At 71.2% G+C, this 21,663-nt stretch carries 24 protein-coding genes and 1 pseudogene; 15 read left to right on the top strand and 10 right to left on the bottom strand.

The genetic code is table 11. From position 1 onward, the window contains the following. The first annotated feature begins 57 nt into the window (after positions 1 to 57). Both ACIHCM_RS12040 and ACIHCM_RS12035 read left to right on the top strand, forming a co-directional pair. Entirely contained in the window at positions 58 to 1,320 is a 1,263-nt protein-coding gene (locus ACIHCM_RS12040) for a VWA domain-containing protein (RefSeq protein WP_399893072.1), read from the top strand. After that, entirely contained in the window at positions 1,320 to 2,102 is a 783-nt protein-coding gene (locus tag ACIHCM_RS12035) for a hypothetical protein (RefSeq protein WP_399893070.1), read from the top strand. Before ACIHCM_RS12040 ends, ACIHCM_RS12035 begins: the two co-directional genes overlap by 1 nt. Before the next feature lie 45 nt (positions 2,103 to 2,147). On the opposite strand, the gene ACIHCM_RS12030 is transcribed toward ACIHCM_RS12035, so the two are convergent. Then, entirely contained in the window at positions 2,148 to 2,774 is a 627-nt protein-coding gene (locus ACIHCM_RS12030; RefSeq protein WP_399893067.1) for a winged helix-turn-helix transcriptional regulator, read from the bottom strand. An 85-nt stretch (positions 2,775 to 2,859) separates the two neighbouring features. On the opposite strand from ACIHCM_RS12030, the gene ACIHCM_RS12025 reads away from it, so the two are divergent. Further along, positions 2,860 to 4,068, top strand: a complete 1,209-nt coding sequence (locus ACIHCM_RS12025) for a pyridoxal phosphate-dependent aminotransferase (RefSeq protein ID WP_399893064.1) — start codon at positions 2,860 to 2,862, stop codon at positions 4,066 to 4,068. A gap of 19 nt (positions 4,069 to 4,087) precedes the next feature. Here the strand turns inward: ACIHCM_RS12025 and ACIHCM_RS12020 are convergent. Beyond that, positions 4,088 to 4,408, bottom strand: a pseudogene (locus tag ACIHCM_RS12020) (ATP-binding protein); the annotation flags it as partial. 155 nt (positions 4,409 to 4,563) lie between these two features. On the opposite strand from ACIHCM_RS12020, the gene ACIHCM_RS12015 reads away from it, so the two are divergent. The 5 genes from ACIHCM_RS12015 (at position 4,564) to ACIHCM_RS11995 (ending at position 8,285) form a co-directional block, all read left to right on the top strand. Next, the gene (locus tag ACIHCM_RS12015) at positions 4,564 to 5,427 is read left to right on the top strand and encodes a Scr1 family TA system antitoxin-like transcriptional regulator (RefSeq protein ID WP_399893061.1); all 864 of its coding nucleotides are present in this window, start codon (positions 4,564 to 4,566) and stop codon (positions 5,425 to 5,427) included. Beyond that, positions 5,427 to 5,630 carry a DUF397 domain-containing protein gene (locus tag ACIHCM_RS12010; protein ID WP_399893058.1) on the top strand — a complete coding sequence of 68 codons (204 nt, stop codon included), beginning with the start codon at positions 5,427 to 5,429 and terminating at the stop codon, positions 5,628 to 5,630. Before ACIHCM_RS12015 ends, ACIHCM_RS12010 begins: the two co-directional genes overlap by 1 nt. Before the next feature lie 900 nt (positions 5,631 to 6,530). Further along, entirely contained in the window at positions 6,531 to 7,133 is a 603-nt protein-coding gene (locus ACIHCM_RS12005; RefSeq protein WP_399893055.1) for a histidine phosphatase family protein, read from the top strand. Between the two features lie 47 nt (positions 7,134 to 7,180). Next, positions 7,181 to 7,798 (top strand): hypothetical protein, encoded by a 618-nt coding sequence (locus ACIHCM_RS12000; RefSeq protein WP_399893052.1) that lies wholly within the window; start codon positions 7,181 to 7,183, stop codon positions 7,796 to 7,798. Between the two features lie 64 nt (positions 7,799 to 7,862). Further along, positions 7,863 to 8,285, top strand: coding sequence for an acyl-CoA thioesterase (locus tag ACIHCM_RS11995; protein WP_399893049.1), 423 nt, complete (start codon positions 7,863 to 7,865; stop codon positions 8,283 to 8,285). A 15-nt stretch (positions 8,286 to 8,300) separates the two neighbouring features. Here the strand turns inward: ACIHCM_RS11995 and ACIHCM_RS11990 are convergent, their stop codons facing one another. After that, complete coding sequence (locus ACIHCM_RS11990; RefSeq protein ID WP_399893046.1) at positions 8,301 to 8,702, bottom strand: winged helix-turn-helix transcriptional regulator; 402 nt, start codon at positions 8,700 to 8,702, stop codon at positions 8,301 to 8,303. 91 nt (positions 8,703 to 8,793) lie between these two features. On the opposite strand from ACIHCM_RS11990, the gene ACIHCM_RS11985 reads away from it, so the two are divergent. Next, a complete protein-coding gene (locus tag ACIHCM_RS11985; protein ID WP_399893043.1) occupies positions 8,794 to 10,239 on the top strand; it encodes an MFS transporter in 1,446 nt (481 codons plus the stop codon). 84 nt (positions 10,240 to 10,323) lie between these two features. Next, positions 10,324 to 10,926, top strand: a complete 603-nt coding sequence (locus ACIHCM_RS11980; protein WP_399893040.1) for a 3'-5' exoribonuclease domain-containing protein — start codon at positions 10,324 to 10,326, stop codon at positions 10,924 to 10,926. Here the strand turns inward: ACIHCM_RS11980 and ACIHCM_RS11975 are convergent. The 7 genes from ACIHCM_RS11975 to ACIHCM_RS11945 form a co-directional block, all read right to left on the bottom strand. Then, on the bottom strand, positions 10,892 to 12,208 hold the full coding sequence (locus tag ACIHCM_RS11975; protein ID WP_399893397.1) for a nucleobase:cation symporter-2 family protein: 1,317 nt from the start codon (positions 12,206 to 12,208) through the stop codon (positions 10,892 to 10,894). The two genes, ACIHCM_RS11980 and ACIHCM_RS11975, sit on opposite strands and share 35 nt — an antisense overlap. Positions 12,209 to 12,506: 298 nt before the next feature. Next, positions 12,507 to 13,886, bottom strand: coding sequence for an 8-oxoguanine deaminase (locus ACIHCM_RS11970; RefSeq protein ID WP_399893038.1), 1,380 nt, complete (start codon positions 13,884 to 13,886; stop codon positions 12,507 to 12,509). 128 nt (positions 13,887 to 14,014) lie between these two features. After that, the gene (gene pucL, locus ACIHCM_RS11965; protein WP_399893035.1) at positions 14,015 to 14,938 is read right to left on the bottom strand and encodes a factor-independent urate hydroxylase; all 924 of its coding nucleotides are present in this window, start codon (positions 14,936 to 14,938) and stop codon (positions 14,015 to 14,017) included. A gap of 5 nt (positions 14,939 to 14,943) precedes the next feature. Continuing rightward, a complete protein-coding gene (uraH, locus tag ACIHCM_RS11960; RefSeq protein WP_399893031.1) occupies positions 14,944 to 15,339 on the bottom strand; it encodes a hydroxyisourate hydrolase in 396 nt (131 codons plus the stop codon). Between the two features lie 4 nt (positions 15,340 to 15,343). Then, a complete protein-coding gene (gene uraD, locus ACIHCM_RS11955; protein WP_399893028.1) occupies positions 15,344 to 15,856 on the bottom strand; it encodes a 2-oxo-4-hydroxy-4-carboxy-5-ureidoimidazoline decarboxylase in 513 nt (170 codons plus the stop codon). A gap of 161 nt (positions 15,857 to 16,017) precedes the next feature. Further along, entirely contained in the window at positions 16,018 to 16,380 is a 363-nt protein-coding gene (locus tag ACIHCM_RS11950; RefSeq protein ID WP_393107197.1) for a helix-turn-helix domain-containing protein, read from the bottom strand. Continuing rightward, entirely contained in the window at positions 16,377 to 16,628 is a 252-nt protein-coding gene (locus ACIHCM_RS11945; protein WP_399893024.1) for a hypothetical protein, read from the bottom strand. The genes ACIHCM_RS11950 and ACIHCM_RS11945 overlap by 4 nt, the downstream gene beginning before the upstream one ends. 269 nt (positions 16,629 to 16,897) lie before the next feature. On the opposite strand from ACIHCM_RS11945, the gene ACIHCM_RS11940 reads away from it, so the two are divergent. From ACIHCM_RS11940 to ACIHCM_RS11920, 5 genes are all read left to right on the top strand, one after another. Next, on the top strand, positions 16,898 to 17,965 hold the full coding sequence (locus ACIHCM_RS11940) for a lytic transglycosylase domain-containing protein (RefSeq protein WP_399893021.1): 1,068 nt from the start codon (positions 16,898 to 16,900) through the stop codon (positions 17,963 to 17,965). 52 nt (positions 17,966 to 18,017) lie between these two features. After that, complete coding sequence (locus ACIHCM_RS11935) at positions 18,018 to 19,055, top strand: sigma-70 family RNA polymerase sigma factor (protein WP_399893018.1); 1,038 nt, start codon at positions 18,018 to 18,020, stop codon at positions 19,053 to 19,055. Between the two features lie 106 nt (positions 19,056 to 19,161). After that, on the top strand, positions 19,162 to 20,076 hold the full coding sequence (locus tag ACIHCM_RS11930) for an ABC transporter ATP-binding protein (RefSeq protein ID WP_399893016.1): 915 nt from the start codon (positions 19,162 to 19,164) through the stop codon (positions 20,074 to 20,076). Further along, positions 20,073 to 20,843 (top strand): MlaE family ABC transporter permease, encoded by a 771-nt coding sequence (locus ACIHCM_RS11925; RefSeq protein WP_399893013.1) that lies wholly within the window; start codon positions 20,073 to 20,075, stop codon positions 20,841 to 20,843. The genes ACIHCM_RS11930 and ACIHCM_RS11925 overlap by 4 nt, the downstream gene beginning before the upstream one ends. A gap of 3 nt (positions 20,844 to 20,846) precedes the next feature. Next, on the top strand, positions 20,847 to 21,662 hold the full coding sequence (locus tag ACIHCM_RS11920) for an MlaE family ABC transporter permease (RefSeq protein ID WP_399893010.1): 816 nt from the start codon (positions 20,847 to 20,849) through the stop codon (positions 21,660 to 21,662). The last annotated feature ends 1 nt before the right edge of the window (position 21,663 follow it).

Below are 21,663 nucleotides of genomic sequence, written 5' to 3'. Positions count from 1 at the left end.
CGGGCCCGACGATCTTCTGTTTTGGAGCCCGACACCTCTGATCAATAGGATCCGCCGATGATCACAAGACAACGGCTGGCGGCGGGGGCCTGCGCCCTGCTCGCCGCGCTGGCGGCGGGGATCGCGCTCCCGTCGACGGCGCTCGCCGACGAGACCACGGCCGCCGCGCCCAAGGTCGACCTCGTACTGGATGTCAGCGGTTCGATGCGGGCGCGCGACATCGACGGCGGGTCGCGGATGGCGGCGGCGAAGCAGGCGTTCAACGAGGTGCTGGACGCCACGCCCGAGGACGTGCAGCTCGGTATCCGCACCCTGGGGGCCAACTACCCCGGCGACGACCAGAAGACGGGCTGCAAGGACACCGCGCAGCTCTACCCGGTCGGCCCGCTGGACCGCACCGAGGCCAAGGCGGCCGTGGCCACCCTGGCGCCGACCGGCTGGACCCCGATCGGCCCGGCGCTGCTGCAGGCGGCCGGCGACCTCGACGGCGGCACCGGCTCCAAGCGGATCGTGCTGATCAGCGACGGCGAGGACACCTGCGCCCCGCTCGACCCGTGCGAGGTGGCCCGCGAGATCGCCGCCAAGGGCATCGGACTGACCATCGACACGCTCGGCCTGGTGCCCAGCACCAGGATGCGGCAGCAGCTGAGCTGCATCGCCGAGGCGACCGGCGGCACCTACACCTCGGTGCAGCACACGGACGAACTCACCGACCGCGTCAACCAGTTGGTCGACCGGGCCGCCGACCCGGTGGTGACACCGGTGGCCACCGAGGGCGCGCAGCAGTGCGCACAGGCGCCGACGCTGAAGTCGGGCCTGTTCACGGACCGCGAGGAGTTCGGGCAGCAGCGCTGGTACCGGGTGGATGTGCTGCCCGGCCAGGAACTGCGCGCCTCCGTGAGCGTGTCGGCGGACCGCGACGTCACCCCGGCCTACGGCGTGCTGCTCCGGGCGGTCACGGCGAAGGGCCGCGAGATCGTCCGGGGTGAGGCGGCGGGCAACGGCCGTACGGACGTGATCTCGACGGGGCTGCGCTACCCGAAGCGCGACAGCGACGCGGACGAGCCCGTGGCCGAGAGCGTGTGCCTTCAGGTCACCCACTCCTTCTCGGCGGCCTCCGGCGTGAAGACCTCTCCCGGCCTGCCGCTGGAGCTGACGATCGACGTCGTCGACGGGCCTTCGCCGGCGGCCGATGTGGCGGCCTTCGGCCTCGGGCGCGGCTGGTGGCTGCTCGGCGCCCTCGTCCTGACCGGTTTCGTCGCCGGTCTGCTGTGGGGCTGGCTGTCACGCTGGCGGGTCGCGGTCTGGAGGACCAACTGATGCGTATCGTAAGGGCTTTGGGCGTCGCTCTGCTGGCGCTGGGCTGGGCCGTCGCTCCGGCCGCGGCCGACTCCCCGTCGCCGAGCCCGTCGGACGACGACGCGGCCGCCCCGACCGAGGCGGGCACGTCGTTCCGTACGGCGACCGAGTTCGACCCGGGACAGACGGCCACGGCGAACGGCTCCGCGGGCGACTACCTCTACTGGTCGTTCCCGGCGGACGCCGGCCGGCGGCCCACCGTCAGGGCGACGGTGAAGCTGCCCGACACCCACGCCGCCGAGACCTGGCAGATCGACGTGTACGACGGTCTGCGGCGCCGCCAGGCCTGCCAGTACGGGTCCCAGACGCGGACCGCCCCGGCGGACGCGGCCTCCGTGGAGCTGGCGTGCACGATGCGCACGGTCCGTGCCTGGTCGGAGCCGTGGGCCGACGACCCGCTGCCGGGCACGTACTACGTCCGTCTCACGGCGGTGGGTCTGCCGACGTCGGACCTGGGGCTGCCGGTGAGCACCGAGGTGCGGGTGGACGTCAAGGAGATCGGCGGCGCGGCGGCGGTGGACGGGGCGCTGGCCGAGCCGCTGGTGCCGGGAGCCGCCGTCACGTCGGAGAAGGACCAGGAGGATTCGGCCGTCCTGTCGAGCATCGAGCCGGAGGACGGCTGGGCCTCCGGCTGGTGGTCCGACCGCTGGGTGTGGACGGCGGTGGGCGGCGCGCTGGCCGCGCTGGCCGGAGTCGGGGGGTATGCGCTGACGCGGGGGTCGGGGCGACCGAGCCGACCCTGACGCCGTACCGGAAGGCCCGCCCAGTGCGGGCCTTCTGCCTTTCCGTCACGCCTCCCGCAACGCCTTGGCCACCGTGCCTTCACCGGTCACCGTGATCCGTCCGTCCCGGACCGCGTCGATCACGCTCACCTCGCCACGGCCGACCGCCGCACATGTGGCGGTGTCGAGAACCAGCACCGCGTCGGGTTCGCCCGGCGCGGGTCCGTCGCCGTACACGGGCCCCCCCTCCGCACCGACGTACAGGTGGAAGTCGCCTTCCTCCAGCCGCACTTCGACGAGCCCCTCCCCCTCCAGCGCCCGAAGCAGGGGCAGCGCGAACCAGTGGGCGCGGACCGCGTCCGTGGGCCGCCGCTCGCCGAGCCCGGCCTGCCCCCAGACGCCGAGCGCTTGCAGCACCGGCAGCAACTCCCGGCCACGCGGGGTGAGTTCGTAGACGTACGCCGCGCCGGGCGGCGGCAGCCGGCGCCTGGTCGTCAGCCCGTCGCGCTCCATGTCCTTCAGCCGTGAGGCCAGTACGTCCGTGCTGACGCCCGGCAGGTCCGCGTGCAGGTCCGTGTAGCGGCGCGGGCCCGCGAGGAGTTCACGGACGATCAGCAGGGTCCAGCGGTCGCCGACGACATCGAGCGCGCGGGCGGCGGAGCAGTACTGGTCGTAACTTCGACGAGGTGGCATGCGACGCAGTCTAGACATGTCATTGGACTTTCCAAGCTCACACTTGGTAAAACCAAGCAACACCACAACCGGAGGGGCGCACCGCATGGAGTTCCGGCAGTCGAACAAGCTGAGCGAGGTCTGTTACGAGATCCGCGGCCCGGTGATCGAACACGCCAATGCGCTGGAGGAGGCGGGTCACAGCGTGCTGCGCCTCAACACCGGCAACCCCGCGCTCTTCGGCTTCGAGGCGCCGGAGGAGATCCTCCAGGACATGATCCGGATGCTGCCCCAGGCGCACGGCTACACCGACTCGCGCGGCATCCTCACCGCCCGCCGCGCGGTGGCCCAGCGCTACCAGAACCTCGGCCTGCAGGTCGGCGTCGACGACGTCTTCCTCGGCAACGGCGTCTCCGAACTCGTCTCGATGGCCGTCCAGGCGCTGGTGGAGGACGGCGACGAGATCCTGATCCCCGCCCCCGACTTCCCGCTCTGGACGGCGGTGACCACCCTCGCCGGCGGCAAGGCGGTGCACTACCTCTGCGACGAGCAGGCCGAGTGGTACCCCGACCTGGACGACATGGCGTCGAAGATCACGGACCGGACGAAGGCCGTGGTGCTCATCAACCCGAACAACCCCACCGGCGCGGTCTACCCGAAGGAGATCGTCGAGGGCGTCCTCGACCTGGCCCGCAGGCACGGCCTGATGGTGTTCGCCGACGAGATCTACGACCAGATCCTGTACGACGACGCCGTGCACCACTCGGCCGCCGCGCTCGCCCCGGACCTCGTGGTCCTCACCTTCTGCGGCCTGTCGAAGACGTACCGGGTGGCGGGCTTCCGCTCCGGCTGGCTCGTGGTGACCGGACCCAGGCAGCACGCCAGGGACTACCTGGAGGGCCTGACCATGCTGGCCTCCATGCGGCTGTGCTCCAACGCGCCCGCGCAGTACGCCATCCAGGCGGCGCTCGGCGGCCGCCAGTCCATCCACGAGCTGACCGCGCCGGGCGGCCGGCTGCACGAGCAGCGCAACGTGGCGTGGGAGAAGCTCAACGAGATCCCCGGCGTGTCGTGCGTGAAGCCGCAGGGCGCGCTGTACGCGTTCCCGCGCCTGGACCCCAAGGTGCACAAGATCCACGACGACGAGAAGTTCGTCCTGGACCTGCTGCTTCGGGAGAAGATCCAGGTGGTCCAGGGCACGGGCTTCAACTGGCCCACTCCCGACCACTTCCGCATCCTGACGTTGCCGCACGCGGATGATCTGGAGGCGGCCATCGGGCGGATCGGGCGGTTTCTCGGCGGGTACCGGCAGTAACGGCGAACGGTCCCAGTCAGTCGGGGCGGGGGTCCGTGAGTTCGATGCGGAGCGTGGCGTCCTCGGGGTGGAGGGTGAGACGGAGACGGAAGCCGCGGCCCCTGACCCGGCCGTGCACCGCCGCGTTCGTGGCGAGTTCGGCCACCAGCAGTGCCGCTGTGCGGCTGGCCTCCGTGTCGTACGGCCAGCCCCAGGTGTGGAGTTGTTCGGCGGCGAGGCGGCGGGCGAGGCGGACGCCTCTGGGGGTGGCCGAGAGGCGGAGGGTGAAGTGGCGGGTGGGGGTGGTGGGTTGGGTGGGTCCCGGGTGGGGTGCCGTCGCGTGGGCAATATCGGCGTTCATGTCACTCAGCGTCGTCGGCCGTCTCTACCCTGACCAGTGACGACGGCGGTACTCAGCGTCACTGTCCGGCCGCTGTCCGGCCGCGTCCGGGCGGCGTGGCGTTACGCCGTGCACCGGTCGGGAGTTGAGGACGCGGCACGTGGAGGTGGAGCAGCATGGGTGTGACGGGGCAGGGGCCGCAGAACGGTGACGGCATGGAGCCGTACGACACCGATGACGAGGAGTCGGCGGCGGTACTGCGCACGGTCGGCAGGATCGTCAAGATGTGCCGCGAGCGGGCGGGGCTGACGCAGGCGGAGTTGGGGACGGCCATCGGCTACAGCGAGGAGCAGGTGTCCTCGGTGGAGCGGGGGCGGCGGGCGCCGAGTCCGGGCTTTCTGGAGGCGGCCGATCGCGTATTGGACGCCGGTGGCCTGCTCATCGGGCTGAAGAAGGACGTGGAGCAGGCGCGGTATCCGAAGAAGGTGCGGGATCTGGCGAAGTTGGAGGCGGAGGCGGTGGAGCTGTGCGCCTACGCCAACTCCGTCGTCCATGGCCTGTTGCAGACACCGGACTACGCGAGGGCGCTGTACGGGATGCGGCGTCCGCCGTTCAGCGAGGAGGAGGTGGAGCGGCTGGTCACGGCGCGCCTGGCGCGGCAGGAACTCTTCGACCGGCAGCCCGCACCTGTCTTCAGTTTTGTCCAGGAAGAGGTGACGCTGCGCCGCCCGCTCGGGGGCAGAATGGTGATGCGGAAGCAGCTCGAACGCCTGTTGGAGGTCGGCACCCGACGGAACGTGGAGATCCAGGTGATGCCCACGGATCGTGAGGACCACGGCGGTCTGGCGGGGCCGTTTCAGCTGCTCCGGCTCAAGGAGGGAGACACCGTGGGGCACAACGAGGCACACCTCATCAGTCGGCTGATCTCGCACCCCAAGGAGGTCCAGCTGGCCGAGATCCACTATGGCATCATCCGAGCCCAGGCCCTCACCCCCCGTGAGTCACTGGCCTTCATCGAGAAAGTGCTGGGAGAGACGTGATGAGCAACCCCTCGACGGGGAACGGTTCCGCGCTGGAGTGGTTCAAGAGCAGCTACAGCACGAATGAAGGCCCGGAGTGCGTGGAGGTCGCCTTCGCCCCCGAGACCGTTCACGTACGGGACTCGAAGCGCGCGCAGGGCCCCCAGCTCGGTTTCGGGGCCCAGCAGTGGGCCGCCTTCGTCTCGTACGCCGCCGATCACTGACGTACGACATGCCGACGCCCCGCGTCCGGTTGCGTACCGGGCGCGGAGCGTTGACGTAGATCACCGACACCGACCGGCCTCACCGTGCCTTCCTCCCCCGCCGGTCCACGACGATGTCCCGTTTCCACACCCGGTTTCCCGTACCGTGCGGGCAGGTGCGGTTGTAGCAGCGCCAGTACCAGTTGCCTCGTTGACCGCGGCGGATCTCGATGTCGTCGCGGTGGCAGCAGGGAGAGGCGGACAGCCGGGAGAACTCGTCCGCGTGCTCTCGCCCGCCGGGAGCAGACCCGCCGGCGGGGCCGCCGTCCCCGGAGCGCCGCCGGGGCGTCCCTCGGCGAGCAGCGCGGCCAGAGGGGCGTCCTGAAGGGTGCGGAACCGGTCCCGCAGTGCCTCGATGAGGAAGGCGGGCGGCTGCTTGAGCACCCACAGGTGCGGGTCGGGTGGCTGCGCGAACTCGGCGACGCGCACAGTCAGCGCGGAGCCGCTCTGGAAGGCCTCCAGTACGGCGTGCCCTGCGGTGTCGCCCGACGGCTCGTGGGGTCCGGCCAGGCGCAGGGACTCCACCTGGTCGGCGGGCGAATCGTTCCCCGCGCGTCAATCGTGAACACGCCTGGCTCACCGGTGCGAACCGCTCGGCCCAGGCAGGTCCACGAGGCGTTGCGCCCCGATCCCCCTTCCAGCCCGAGCCACGTCCACCGCACTGGTGATCTCCTCACGCCGGCGCACGCCCGCCCGTCCCCCTTGATCACGGCAGTCGGACCGATATACCTACCGCGCATGACTGGTGCATATGGCCATGACCGGCGTGAATACGCCACTGCACACGTCTCCGCCTGATGCGGCGGCGCGGGTATGTGTCATCGCAGGCGCCACCAGCGCCCGGCGCATAGCGTGTGCCGCATGGGTGACATCATGCTGGTGCGGCACGGCGAGACCGAGTGGTCGCGGTCCGGGCGGCACACCGGGCTGACGGACGTACCGCTGACCGAGCACGGCCGGGAGGAGGCGCGCGGCCTGGTCCCGCTGATCCGGTCGCACCGGATCGGGGCCTGCTTCGTCAGCCCGCTGCAGCGGGCGCGGGAGACGGCCGAGCTGATCGGGCTGCACGGCGCGGTGCGGGTGGACGCGGATCTGGTGGAGTGGGACTACGGGGGATACGAGGGGATCACCACCGTCGACATTCAGCAGGAACGGCCGGACTGGTTCCTGTTCAGGGACGGGGTGGTCCCGGGGCCGCCGGAGCATCCCGGGGAGAGCGCGGAGCAGGTCGGGGCGCGCGCCGACCGGATGCTGAGCAAGGTGGACGCCGCCCTCGCCAACACCGAGGGCGTGGTGGTGCTGGTGTCCCACGGGCACTTCCTGCGGGTGCTCACCGCCCGGCGGCTGGGGCTGCCGCCGGCGGACGGCGCGCTGTTCCAGCTGGCGACGGGGACGGTGTGCCGGCTGGGCACCGAGCATGGGCGGCCGGTGATCGCGGCGTGGAATGTCAGACCCGGGTCGTAGCCTTCGAAGCGGTGGGGACGCAGCCCAGCGCCCGGAGGGAGCACGCCGTGACACGATCGCCGACCGCCGCCCAGCGGCGTGTCATCGACGCCGCGGATCCGGTGACCGGGCGGCTCAGGGGCACGGAGGCTCAGCTCGCGGCGCTGGTGAAGCGAGGGCTGGCCTTCCGTCATCCGCGACCGCCGCACGACCACTTCCTGACACCGGCGGGGCATCGCCTACGGGAGGCCGAGGCGCCCGCGCCGGAGCCCGATGGGGACACCGGTGTGTTCGCCGCCCGCGTCGGCGGGGAGGAGACCTCGCCGGACGCCGGTCCGTCCCGCGTCCGTGAGGTGCACAGCGCCTGGCAGGGCCTGCTGGAGCTGCGCCGGATGACCAATCCCGACGGTGCCACGGACCGGCCGTGCGGCTGGGAGCGGACGCATCTGGTGCAGGCCGCCGCCCTCGCGCTGGAGGCCGCCGGGCACGAGCCCGCCGGCCAGGACAGCGCGGGCTACCGGGTGCGGGCGACCCCGCAGCCGGAGGCCGTCGCCGTGCACGAGCCGGACCCCGAGGCGCTGCGGGCCTGCGCGGCCACGCTTCAGCGGGCGGGCTGGCAGGTCGGTGAGCACTCCGAACCGCGGACGCGGAGGCGGTTTCTGCTGGCGTCGCCGCGGAGGGCGTGACGGAGGGCATGATGGACATGACAAGATCGAGGGTGCCCGGCGCCGACCACAGCAGGGGGAAGCCATGACCGAACCGTTCTCCGTCCGGGTGACGGTCCGCGGGTACGAGACCGATGTGCAGGGCCACCTCAACCAGGCCGTCTACCTCAACTACGCCGAGCACGCCCGCTGGTCACTGCTCCGCGCGGCGGGCATCGGCCAAGCCGGTCTGATCGGCACGGGCGTGGGACCGGTGGCCCTGGAGACGACCATCCGCTATGTGCGGGAACTGCGGGCCGGCGACGAGGTCGACGTCACGTGCGCCTTCGAGTGGGGCGAGGGCAAGACGTTCACGATACGCCAGACGATCCGCAAGACCGACGGCACGGCCGCGGCGGAGCTTGTCGGCGTCGGCGGGTTGCTGGACCTGAAGGAGCGCAGGCTGCTGGCCGATCCGCCGTCGTACTTCAAGAAGCTGGCGACCGACCCGGGCCTGCTCGGGCTGTAGCAACGCCGGTCGGCCCTACGCGCCGACCAGTTCCGGATCGTGCTCGGCGTCGTACGACGCCCGTGCCTCGGCGATGTACACCCGGTTGCGCTCGGCCCAGTCCGTCAGCCGTTGCAGCGTCTCGTGCAACTCACGGGCGACGGGGGTGAGTTCGTACTCCACCTTCGGCGGCACCGTGGGATGCACGGTCCGCACCACCAGCCCGTCGCGTTCCAGATTGCGCAGGGTGAGGGTCAGCATGCGGCGGCTGATCCCCTCGATGCTGCGCTCCAGCTCGGTGAAACGGATCGGGCCGTGCGCGGCCGCGACCAGGATCTGGACGGCCCATTTACCGGCCACCCTGTCAAGAACTTCCCGCACCGGGCACGCGTGCGCGTTCACGACCTGGACGGTAACACCGGTGTTCCCCTGGGACATTGAAGTGCCTCCTTATGGCGGCCTCCATGGTCACCCACGATGTTCCCCGTTACAAGTCGTGCACCTATGGAGACTGCGGAGGAGACCGGCCATGTCGTCCCTGACGGAGACCGCGGCACAAGCCGTCGAGCGCCCCCTGGAACGAACGTACTCCCGCTGGGCGGCCCTTGTCGTGCTGTGCGCGGGGACGCTGATGACGATCCTGGACGGCAACATCGTCACCGTGGCGATGCCCGCCCTTCAGAGCGACCTCGGCTTCAGCGGCCCCGGCCTCGCCTGGGTCGTCAACGCCTATCTGATCCCCTTCGGCGGGCTGCTTCTGCTGGCGGGCCGCCTGGGCGATCTGGTGGGCCGCAAGCGGATGTTCACGACCGGACTCGCGGTGTTCACCGCGGCGTCGGTGCTGTGCGGAGTGGCCACCAGCCAGGGCCTGCTGATCGCGGCGCGCGCCCTGCAGGGCGTCGGCGGGGCGATGACCTCGGCCGTGGTGCTCGGCATGCTGGTCGCGCTCTTTCCGGAGCCGCGTGAACAGGCTCGCGCCATCGCGGTGTTCAGCGCGGTCGGCGCAGCGGGCGGGGCGCTCGGCACGTTTCTCGGCGGGGCGTTGACGCAGGTCCTGGGCTGGCACTGGATCTTTCTGATCAACCTGCCCATCGGTGTCGTCGCCTGGCTCGCGGCGGTGCGCGTCCTCGCCCCCGAGCGGGGAGCCGGGCTGGGCAAGGGCGCGGACTATCCGGGGGCGGCGCTGGTCACCGGGGCGCTGATGCTCCTGGTCTACGTGATCACCGGCGCCGGCGACCTCGGCCCGACCGCCACGCTGCTGCTGGCCGGGCTCACCGCCGCCCTCTTCACGGCGTTCGTCGTCCGCCAGGCCCGCGCCGAACGCCCGCTGCTGCGGCTGCGCCTGTTCCGCTCCCGCCTGCTGACCGGCGCGAACGCCGTGCAGATCCTGATGATCGCGACGATGTACGGCTTCCAGTTCATCGGCGCGCTCTATCTGCAACGCGTCCTCGGCTACGACGAGTTGACCACCGGCACGGCCTTCCTTCCGGCGCCGATCGCGATCGGTCTGCTGATGCTGGGGCTGTCGGCCCGCACGATCGGCAGGTTCGGGGCGTACCGGGTCCTGCTGGCCGGGCTCGTGCTGATCACCGTCGGCATGGCCCTGCTCAGCCGGGCCCCCGTGGGCGGCTCGTACCTCACCGACGTACTCCCGCCGCTGCTGCTGCTCGCCGCCGGTTTCGCGGCCGCGATGCCCTCGCTGACCGGGCTCGCCATGTCGGGGGCGCACGAGGAGGACGGGGGCCTGGCGTCCGGGCTGTTCAACACGACGCAGGTGGTGGGCGGTTCGCTGGGTCTGGCGGTGCTGTCCACCCTCGCGGCGAGCCACACCGAGGGGCTGCTCGCCGGGGGCGGGGAGCAGGTGGCGGCCACGGCGGAGGGCTACCAGCTGGCGTTCCGGGTGGCGACGGCGGTCGCGGTGGGGGCGCTGGCGCTGGCGACGGCCGTACTGAGGACACGCCCCGAGCGTCCGTGAATTCGGATGCGGGACTGAGGACACGCCCCGAGCCCCCTGAATTTCGGATGCGGGCCATGACCCCGGGCTGCGAAGCTCGGGGTCATGGCCCCACGACGTATCAAACCGAGCCTGTACATCTCCGTGGACATCGAGGCCGACGGCCCTATCCCCGGGCCGTATTCGATGCTGAGCCTGGGTGCGGCGGCCGCCGGGCGGCAGGACGCCGACGGCTTCACCGCCGCCGATCCGGAGGAGCGGACCTTCTACCGCGAATTCCGCCCGATCAGTGAGGAGTTCGTCCCCGAGGCGCTCGCGGTGAGCGGGCTCGACCGGGAGCGCCTCACCCGTGAAGGAGCCGAACCGCCGGTCGCCCTCGCCGAGTTCGCGGCGTGGGTGCGGGAGGTCGCCGAGGGCGCCCAGCCGGTGATGTGCGGCTACCCGGCGTCGTACGACTGGACGTTCCTGTACTGGTACCTGATCCGCTTCACCGGCGCGAGCCCCTTCGGGCACTCGGGGTGCCTGGACATGAAGACGCTGTACGCCACGAAGGCGGGCCTTCCCCTGCGGTCGGTCGCCAAGGGCACGATGCCGCGCCACCTGCTGAGCAGGCGGCGCCACACCCATCACGCCCTCGACGACGCCATCGAGCAGGCCGAGCTGTTCGCCAACCTCATGGCGTGGTCACCGGCTCCATCGGCGCCGTGACCTCGTCGGCCTCGCGAGCCCGCTTGCCGAGGTGGTTGAAGACCAGGTTGAGCAGGACCGCCGCGACGCAGCCCGTCGAGATGCCGGAGTCGAGGACGATCCTCGCGGTCTCCGGGAAGGCGTGGTAGAACTCCGGCGCGGTGATCGGGATGATGCCGACGGCGAGCGAGACGGCGACGATCAGCACGTTGTTGTCCTTGTCGAGCCCGGCCCGGACCAGGGTCTGGATACCGCTCGCGGCGACCGAGCCGAACAGGACGACGCCCGCGCCGCCGAGCACCGGGCGCGGTACGACGGCGATCAGCGAGGCGGCCATCGGGCACAGGCCCATCAGCACCAGGAAGCCGCCGCCGGCCGCGACGACGTACCGGCTGCGGATCTTCGTCATGGCGACCAGACCGATGTTCTGGGCGAACGCGCTGCACATGAAGCCGTTGAAGAGGGGGCTGATCGCCGAGCCCAGGGTGTCGGCACGCAGGCCGGCCGCGATGGTCTTCTCGTCCGCCGGGCGGTCCACGATCTCACCGAGCGCCAGCATGTCCGCCGTCGACTCGGTCATCGACACCACCATGACCACGCACAGCGAGACGATCGCGGCGATCTGGAACTGCGGGGCGCCGAAGTGGAACGGGGTGGGGAAGCCGACGATGTCCGCGTCGGCGACCGGCCCGAAGTCCGTGACGCCGAGCGGCACGGCGACCAGGGTGCCCGCGACCAGGCCGAGCAGGACGGCGATCTGTTTGACGAAGCCGCGGGTGAAGCGGCGCAGCACGAGGACGATGACCAGTGTGGCGGCGGCGAGGCCCAGGTTGGTGGCCGAACCGTAGTCGTCGGCGGTGGGGCTCGCGCCCTGCGCCCAGCCGAAGGCGACCGGCAGCAGGGAGATGCCGATCAGGGTGATCACGGTGCCGGTGACCACCGGCGGGAAGAAGCGGACCATCTTGCTGAAGAAGGGCGCCGCGAGGAAGCCGAGGAGTCCGGCCACGATCACGGCGCCGAAGATGATCGGCAGGGCGTCGGACTTGTCGTCGGTGGCGGCGACGACCGCCGTCATGGGGGCCACACCGGCGAAGGTGACGCCGTTGACGAAGGGCAGTCTGGCGCCGATCTTCCAGACGCCGATGGTCTGGAGGAAGGTGGCGAGGCCGGCGGTGAACAGGCAGGCGCCGGTGAGGAACGTGAGTTCGGCGGCGGTGAGGCCGATCGCGGCGCCGACGATCAGGGGCGGGGCGACGACTCCGGCGTACATGGCGGCGACGTGCTGCAGGCCGCTGGTCGCCATCTTCAGGGCGGGGAGCTTCTCGTCGACGGGATGGACGGCTCGTTGCTCGGGGGCGGTGGGCGGTACGGCATCGGGCTGAGCGGCCACGGCGGCTCCTCCGGTCGGGTACACGGCCGCGCGGGAAGGCTGCCGTGGGTTTCAGGGAGGTGGTGCGCCGGTCGTGCGGGACCGGGGGTGACGGGGACCGTTCCGGGGCGCACTCGTGGCGAGCGCGCCCCGGACACGGCCGCCATGGACCCCGCTCGGGTCCACGGCTGCCGGCCGGGAGCCGTCCCTCCCGGCCGGAGTCTCGGGAAGGTCAGCCCTGGGCGGCGATCCGCGCCAGCCGCTGCGCCTCGTCCCGGGTGGAACGGGCGATGGCGTCCTCGTCGACCGTGAGCAGCCGGCCGTCCTCGACGATCTGGCGGCCGTTCACGAACGAGGCCGTGACCGGGGCCGCGGCGCCGAAGACCAGCGCGGTCACCGGGTCGGCGATGGAGGCGTGGGCGAGGGTGTCCATCTTCCACAGCACGAGGTCGGCGAGCTTGCCGGGCTCCAGGGAGCCGGTCTGGTCGGCACGGCCGAGCACCTGGGCGCCACCGTAGGTGCCGAGGCGCAGCGCCTGACGGGCGTTCAGGGCGGCCTCGCGGTGGGCGCCGAGCCGGTTGATGAGCAGGGCGTTGCGCAGCTCGGTGTGGAGTTCGCCGGACTCGTTCGACGCGGTGCCGTCGACACCGAGGCCGACCGGGACGCCGGCGGCGAGCATGTCGGGGACGCGGGCGATGCCGGCGGCGAGGCGGGCGTTGGAGGAGGGGCAGTGGGCGACGCCGGTCTTCGTGCGCCCGAAGGCGGCGATGTCGGAGTCGTTCATGTGGACGCAGTGCGCCATCCACACGTCCTCGCCGAGCCAGCCGGTGGACTCGAAGTAGTCGGTCGGGCCCATGCCGAACAGCTCGTGGCAGAACTTCTCCTCCTCCACGGTCTCCGAGCCGTGGGTGTGCAGGCGCACGCCGAGCCGGCGGGCCAGTTCGGCGCCCTGGCGCAGGAGGTCGGTGGAGACGGAGAACGGGGAGCAGGGGGCGACGGCGACCTGGGTCATCGCGTCGAAGGAGGCGTCGTGGTGCTGCTTGACGGTCTCCTCGGTCGCGGCGAGCGCGCCGTCGAGGGTCTCCACGGCGAAGTCCGGCGGCAGGCCGCCGTCCTTCTCGCTGCGGTCCATCGAGCCACGGGCGAGGGTGAAGCGGACGCCCATCTCGCGGGCGGCGCGGATGATGGAGCCGGACAGGTCTCCGGAGCCCCGCGGGAAGACGTAGTGGTGGTCCATCGCCGTGGTGACGCCACCGCGGGCCATCATGGCGAGCGAGCCCTGTGCGGCCGCGTACGTCATCTGCTCGTCGATGCGCGCCCAGACCGGGTACAGGGCGACGAGCCAGTTGAAGAGGTTGTGGTCCGTGGCCAGGCCCCGGGTGATCCACTGGTAGAAGTGGTGGTGGGTGTTGACCAGACCGGGGGTCACGAGGTGGCCGGAGGCGTCGATACGGCGTACGACGTTCTCCAGGCCCTCGGGGGCCTTGCCCGAGCCGAGCGCCTCGATGCGGTTGTCCGCGACGACCACGTACCCGGAGGCGTACTCGGTGTCGTCGGCGTCGACGGTCGCGATCGCACAGTTCTCGATGACGATGCGCTGGGCTGCTGCCATGATTCGTCCTTTTCGCTCAGTGGACTGTGTCGGGGTGGGCACGGCAGGACCCTGGAAGTTTTGAGTGCCGCGGCCGGGGAGCCGGAAACCTGCGTCTGCGCCGGCCGCGGGTGCCGAAGGTGGGGCGATCAGAGGTTGGTGAGGTCCGTCGGGATCCTCGCCTCGCAGCCGTCCCTGAGGATGGTGGCCTCGATCAGGCCGTAGGGGCGGTCGGCGGCGAAGTACACCTCGTTGTCGTTCTTCAGCCCGAACGGCTCCAGGTCCACCAGGAAGTGGTGCTTGTTCGGGAGGGAGAAGCGGACCTCGTCGATCTCACTGCGGTTGTTGATGATGCGCGAGCCCATCTGGTACAGCGTCTGCTGCAGCGACAGCGAGTACGTCTCGGCGAAGGCCTGGAGCATGTGCTTCCTGACCTGCTCGTAGGACTTCTCCCAGTGGGGCATCCGCTGCTCGTCGTCGGTCCAGTTGAACCGCCAGCGGCCGGCGACCTGGGTGGCCAGGATGCGGTCGTAGGCCTCCTGGAGCGTCGTGTACTTGTCCTTGACGTAGCCCCAGAACTCGGAGTTGGTCGAGTTCATCACCACCAGGTCCTTCAGACCCGAGACGACCTCCCACGACGACCCGTCGTAGGTGATCTGCGTCAGCCGGGTCTCCTGGCCCTTGCGGACGAAGGAGTGCTTGACCTCGTCCGCGCCGATGAACTTGGAGTTGGCGTCGGAGGTCTCGATCCGCTCCCAGGCGTACTCCTCGATGCGGATCCGGGCCCGGTGGATCGGCTCCTGCGAGGTGACGAAGTGCCGGGCGAGGTGGATGCCGAACTGCTCGGCGGACTCGATGCCGTGCTCCTTGGCGAACGCGTACACCGTGTTCTTGGTGGTGTCGGTCGGCAGCACGTTGGCGTTGGAGCCGGAGTAGTGGACCTCGTCCATGTCGCCGCTCAGGGCCACCGACACGTTCAGGTCCTTGATGTGGTGGGTGGCGCCGTCCCGCGTGATCTTTACGACTCGGTTCTCGGCCTTGCCGTACTGGTTCTGTCCCAGGATCGTGGGCATGTCTGCTAGCTCCCTCGGTAAACGGAGTAGCCGAACGGGTTGAGCAGCAGCGGCACGTGGTAGTGCTCGCCCGGCACGACGGCGAACGTGATCGCCACCTCCGGGAAGAACACACCGGGTCCGCTGTCCCGATTCGCGGGGGCGTCCTGCTGCGCATCGGCTTGCTTCTTCTCGAAGTACGTCTCGACGGCGAAGTCGAGCCGCACGTGGGTCGTCCCCTCCGGCAGGGCCGGAAGGTCCTTGCACCGGCCGTCGGCGTCGGTCGCGGAACCGCCGAGCGCCTTCCAGTCCGCTTCGCGCCCGGCACGGGCGGAAAGGTGGACGGCGACGCCCTCGGCGGGGCGGCCGACGGAGGTGTCCAGGATGTGCGTGGACACGGAGGCGGTGGTGCTGGTGCTCATGGTGTCAGGCGTCCTCTTCGACGAGTCGGGCCAGTCGGATGCGGTTGATCTTCCCCAGTTCGGTGCGGACGATCTCCCGCTCCTGCTCCGGTGAGTGCCCGATCCGCTCCTTGAGCGCGTCGCGCATCTGCTCGCCGGTGCGGCCGGTGGCGCAGATCAGGAAGACATGGCCGAACTTCTCCTGGTAGGCCAGGTTCAGTTCGAGCATCTCCGCCCTGAGCTCCTCGGAGGCGCCGGCCATGCCGCGCTGCTCCCGGGCCGAGGTCGGATCGCCGGGTTTGGGGCGGCCGATCGGCGGGTGCCCGGCCATGGCCTCCTCGAGGTCCGCGGTGGTCAGGTCGGCCATCGCGGCGTCACTGGCGCCGTAGAGGTCCTCGGCGATGGCGTAGGGGCGGGCGGCGAGCAGCCGGTTCGCCCAGGTCGTGGAGGCACACGCCTCGTGCAACGCGGTGAAGGCCGCGTGCTCCTCCAGGGCGTTGAAGCGGGCCAGGCCCGGCGGCGTGGAAGTGGACGTCACGGGAGCCTCCGTGGCCTTGTCGGCCTTCGTACTGAACGGGCTGCGGATAGCTAACGCCCTCCGAAACATCACGTCAACACTTTGTTGAAAAATCGGGGTAACAAAACCGCCGTCCCGGCACAGCACGGGACGGCGGTCGCACACCGGAGGCAAAGCCCTGGTCAGGCCTCTTTCTCTCGGTTGAGGTAGTTGTAGACGGTGAACCGGCTGACGCCGAGCGCGCCCGCGACCGTCTCCACTCCGTGCCGTACCGAGAAGGCGCCCCGCGCCTCCAGTATGCGCACCACCTCCTGCTTGGACCTGCGGTCGAGCTCGGACAGCGGCTTGCCCTGCTTGCGCTCCATGGCCGCGAGGATGTGGTCGAGGGAGTCGGCGAGCTGCGGCAGCCGTACGCCGACCACGTCGACGCCCTCCCAGGCCAGCACGACGTCGTCGGAACTCGCCTCGTCGGGGGCGATCAGCACGCCGCCGATGGCGTCGACCAGCGGCTTCACCGCGGCGATGAAGGACTCGTTGCCGGTCACCTGTCGCCCTCCCCGACCACGTTGACCTGGAGCGAGACGCGAGTGGCGCCGGCCTTCAGCGCCCGGCGCAGCAGGGCGTCCACGGCGGTCAGCACCTCTTCGGCGCCACCCTCGGCCGTGTTGCCGAAGGGGCCGACGTCCACGGCGTCCAGCTCGGCCGCCTCGATGACCTCGCGGGCCACCAGCGCATGCGCGGGCGCCTCGTCGAGGTCGAAGGGTTCCGTGGTGAATTCCACTTTCAGTCGCACTGTGCCCCCATGGCGTCGTTGACCTGCATCCTCTCAGCCCTCCACCCGGAGAGCACCTGCGGGCACATTGTGCCGCCCAGCCGGTGACCGGCAACGCCTGCCGGGGTGCAGGAGGGTGCCGTATGGATCGCGGTCCGGAACGCTCCCTCAGGCGCAGGAAAGCGCTCCTGCACCCTTCCCGTCGCCGCACCGGCACGTCCGGCGACGGACGGGCGGCCCCTCCCCGTAGAGCAATCGACCGCAGTGACCGCACAGGGAGGGGCAGCAGCATGTCAGAACGGCACGGAGTCAGGGGCGCGAAGGGTACGGCGATCGCGGTGGCGGCGCTGGCGGCGTTGACCGCGTCGCAGGCGCCGGGGGCCACGCCGGCGGCGCGGGCCGCCGCGCCCGCCCACCCGGAGCCCGGCACCGGACGCGGGCCGAGCGTGTCCGGGGACGCCCCGTACCGCACGGAGCTCCCGCCGCTGCGAGCACGGCGGGCCACGACGCCAGAGGTGGACGGCGCGCTGCCGGTGAGCGTGTTCGCCGCCTACCGGCGGGCCGAGGCCCGCCTCGCGCACATGTCGCCCGGCTGCGGGCTTCAGTGGCAGTTGCTGGCCGCCATCGGGCAGGTGGAGTCCGGCCAGGCGCGCGGCGGGCGGGTGACCGAGGACGGTACGACGCGGGCGCCGATCCTCGGCCCACGCCTCGACGGCAACGGCTTCGCCCTCATCCGGGACACCGACGGGGGTGCGCTCGACAGGGACACGGCGTACGACCGTGCGGTCGGTCCGATGCAGTTCATCCCGTCGACCTGGGCGGTGTGGGGCACGGACGGCACCGGCGACGGGCGGGCCGACCCGCACAACGTCTTCGACGCGGCGCTCGCGGCCGGGCGCTATCTGTGCGCGGGCGGCCGGAATCTGACCACGCCCGGCGACCTGGACGCGGCGATCCTCGGCTACAACCACTCGACGGCGTACCTCCGCACGGTCCGGGCCTGGTTCGCGTACTTCCTGGCGGGCCACCGGGTCGTGCCCGACGCCGGGACGCCGGGCGGTCGCGGCGCGGAGCGCGCGACCGCCCCGCCGGTGCCGCGCGAGCCGTCACCCGCACCGGGCACCCGCCGCCCGGGCAACGGATCCGGTACACCGTCGCCCGGACCGGCCCCCTCCCCCGCAGGACCACGGCCGTCCCCCACCGGCCACCCGTCCACGCGGCCGTCGCCACGGCCCCCGCTCCCCCTGCCCGGCAGCGGAGCCGTCCTGCCCGGCGGCGACCTGCCCGGCGGCGACCTGCTGCCCGCAGCTGACGCGATGGGCGCCGCCCCCTCCCCAAGCGTGGCTACCGGGCGGTAATGTCGCCCTCCGCCGGGTGAGCCGGCCGGCGGATGAGCGCGAAGGGGCCCTCATGGCGACGAACACTCCCGCGAAGACACAGGCGGCCCGCGACCGCTGGGAGCACATGTGGAGCCACCGTGAGCACCTGCTCAAGGTGGCCCGCCGCCGGTCGATGTCCCCGGAGGACGCCGAGGACGCCGTGCACGAGGCGATGCTGCGCGCGGCGGAACGCCCCGACCTGGACGACGAGCGGCTCGCCGCCTGGCTGACGACGGTGACGATCCGGCTGTGCGTCGACCGGTACCGGCAGGTCAACCGCGAGGCCGAGGTGCGCACCAGCCCGACGCTGATCGCTCCCGGCCCGGTGCCGGTCGAGGAGGCGGTGTGCGACCGGGCGGAGGCCAAGTGGCTGGCGGTGCGCAGCGGGGAGCTGCCCGCGCGCCAGGCGGAGGCGCTCCGGCTGAAGTCGCAGGACCTGGACGTCGGTCAGGTCGCCGTGCGGATGGGCCTGAGCTACCGGACGGTGGAGTCGCTGCTGGCCCGGGCCCGCCGCACGCTGCGCGACTCGCTGGCCGGCACGCTCGGTCTCGCCCTGTTCCTGTGCGGCCGGGGCAGGCCGCGCGGGGCGTCGCAGGCGCAGGCCGTCGCGCTGGCGTCCACGGCGGCGACTCTGGCGGTGGCCGGGTTCGTGCTGCCGTACGCCTACGACGGGGACGGGCAGGACACGGCTCCCGGGACGCCCCGGACATCGGTCTCCCCGGCGCCGGAGGCGTGGCGGCGACCGGCCATACCCGGGCCGGTGGCACCCCCGGACGCGCCCGGGCGCCCGGTCGCCGAGCGGACCGGCACCCCGGAGCCGACGCGTACGCCGGGCGACCGTGCGCTGCTGCCGCTGTCGGTTCCTTCCCTGCCGGAGGTGTCCGCGGCGCCGGAACTGGCGCCCGAGGTGCCCGGAGTACCCGAACTGCCCCACATCCCCGTCACCCCGGACGTGCGCGACCTCCCGCAGGCCGTACCGGAGCGTCCCGCCCTCCCGGACCTCCCGGACCTCCCCGATCTGCCGAATCCGGCGGAGAGCCCCGTGGCACCCGTCACCCCTCTCCCGTAGCCCGGCTCGACCGGTCCGAAAAAAGTCGGCCTCCGCCGCGACGGACCGCCCGCCCCTCCCCGTAGAGCAGATGTCAGAGCTGCTCCACGGCTGAGGGGTGAACCGGATGGGTGTCGAGATCTGCGTCGAAGGGCTGACCAAGTCCTTCGGTCACCAGGTCATCTGGCAGGACGTCTCACTGACGCTGCCCGCCGGAGAGGTCTCGGTCATGCTCGGCCCCTCGGGCACGGGCAAGTCGGTGTTCCTCAAGACGCTCGTCGGACTGCTCAGGCCGGACCGGGGCTCGATCACGATCCAGGGCCGGGACATCACCGGGCTGCGCGAGCACGAGCTGTACGAGGTGCGCAAGCTCTTCGGCGTGCTGTTCCAGGACGGCGCGCTGTTCGGCTCGATGAACCTGTACGACAACATCGCCTTCCCGCTGCGTGAGCACACCCGCAAGCCGGAGAGCGAGATCCGGCGGATCGTCCTCGCGAAGATGGACCTGGTCGGCCTGATCGGTGCCGAGCAGAAGCTGCCCGGTGAGATCTCCGGCGGCATGCGCAAACGTGCCGGGCTGGCCCGCGCGCTGGTCCTCGACCCCGAGATCATCCTCTTCGACGAGCCGGACTCGGGCCTCGACCCGGTCCGCGTCGCCTACCTCAACCAGCTCATCGTCGACCTGAACGCCCAGATCGACGCGACCTTCCTGATCGTCACCCACGACATCGCCTCGGCCCGCCAGGTCCCGGACAACATCGGGCTGTTGTTCCGTCGCGAGCTGGTGATGTTCGGGCCTCGCGACCAGCTCCTGACCAGCGACGAACCGGTCGTGCGGCAGTTTCTGAACGGGCGCATGCAGGGCCCGATCGGCATGGCGGAGGAGAAGGACGCCGCCCAGGTCGAGCAGGAACTGGCGCAGATCGACGAACCCACCGCCCCCCAGCCCCTCACGCCACGGCTGCTGCCCGGCCCCGGCATCGCCCGGCCACCCCGCTGGCAGGCCATCGCCGAGCGGGAGCAGGAGGTGGCCCGGGCATGAGCCTCGACCCCGTCGGCGCGCTGCGCCACTCCGGCAGCCTGTTCGCGATGGCCCTGGACATCGTGCGGACGGTCCCCAAACGGCCCTTCCAGGTGCGGGAGTTCATCCAGCAGGCATGGTTCATCGCGAGCGTGACCATCCTGCCGACCGCGCTTGTCTCCATCCCCTTCGGCGCCGTCATCGCCCTCCAGATCGGCAGCCTCACCCGGCAGCTCGGCGCCCAGTCGTTCGCGGGCGCGGCCTCGGTCCTCGCGGTGCTGCGCGAGGCGTCACCGATCGTGACCGCGCTGCTGATCGCGGGCGCGGGCGGGACGGCGATCTGCGCGGACCTCGGGGCACGGAAGATCCGGGAGGAGATCGACGCGATGCAGGTGCTGGGCATCGACCCGATCCAGCGCCTTGTCGTGCCGCGTGTGCTGGCGTCGATGCTGGTGGCGGTGCTGCTCAACGGCCTGGTGTCGGTGGTGGGTGTGGCGGGCGGCTACTTCTTCAACGTCGTCCTGCAGGACGGCACACCCGGCGCGTATCTCGCCTCCTTCACCACCCTCGCCCAGCTATCGGACCTGTGGGCGGCCGAGGTCAAGGCGCTCGTCTTCGGCGCCATCGCCGCGATCGTCGCCTCGTACAAGGGACTCACCGCGAAGGGCGGCCCGAAGGGCGTGGGCGACGCGGTGAACCAGTCGGTGGTGATCACCTTCATGTTGCTGTTCGTGACCAACTTCGTGATGACCGCGGTGTACTTCCAGGTCGTCCCGCAGAGGGGCTAGCCGATGAGACTTCTCGACCGCCCCCTGAAGTCCCTCGAGGACCTGGGCACCCAACTCACCTTCTACGGGCGCTCGCTGGCCTGGACCGGCCGCACCCTGCGCCGCTACAAGAAGGAGGTCCTGCGGCTGCTCGCCGAGGTCAGCTTCGGCCGGGGCGCCCTCGCCGTCGTCGGCGGCACGGTCGGCGTGATCGCCTTCCTGTCGTTCTTCACCGGCACCGAGGTGGGCCTCCAGGGGTACGCCGCGCTCAACCAGCTCGGCACGTCCAACTTCGTGGCGTTCCTGTCGGCGTACTTCAACACCCGCGAGATCGCCCCGCTGGTGGCCGGGCTCGCCCTGTCCGCGACGGTCGGCGCCGGGTTCACCGCCCAGCTCGGCGCGATGCGGATCAGCGAGGAGACCGACGCGCTGGAGGTCATGGGCGTGCCCTCGCTGCCGTTCCTCGTGACCACCCGGATGATCGCCGGGTTCGTCGCGGTGATCCCGCTGTACGTGGTCGGGCTGCTGTCGTCGTACCTCGCCGCCCGCACCATCACCACCGGCTACTACGGCCAGTCGGCGGGCACCTACGACCACTACTTCCAGCAGTACCTGCCCCCGGTGGACGTGCTGTGGTCCTTCGGCAAGGTGCTGGTCTTCGCCGTAGTGATCATCCTCGTGCACTGCTTCTACGGCTACTACGCGAGCGGAGGCCCGGCGGGCGTCGGCGTCGCGGTGGGCCGGGCCGTGCGGACCTCGATCGTGGCGATCAACGTCCTTGACTTCTTCCTGTCGCTGGCGATCTGGGGCGCCAGCACGACCGTACGGATAGCGGGGTGAG

Origin of the sequence: Streptomyces sp. NPDC052023, assembly GCF_044548465.1 — a bacterium.
Taxonomy (GTDB): Bacteria; Actinomycetota; Actinomycetes; order Streptomycetales; family Streptomycetaceae; genus Streptomyces.
This window is presented reverse-complemented; position numbering and strand designations above follow the sequence as displayed.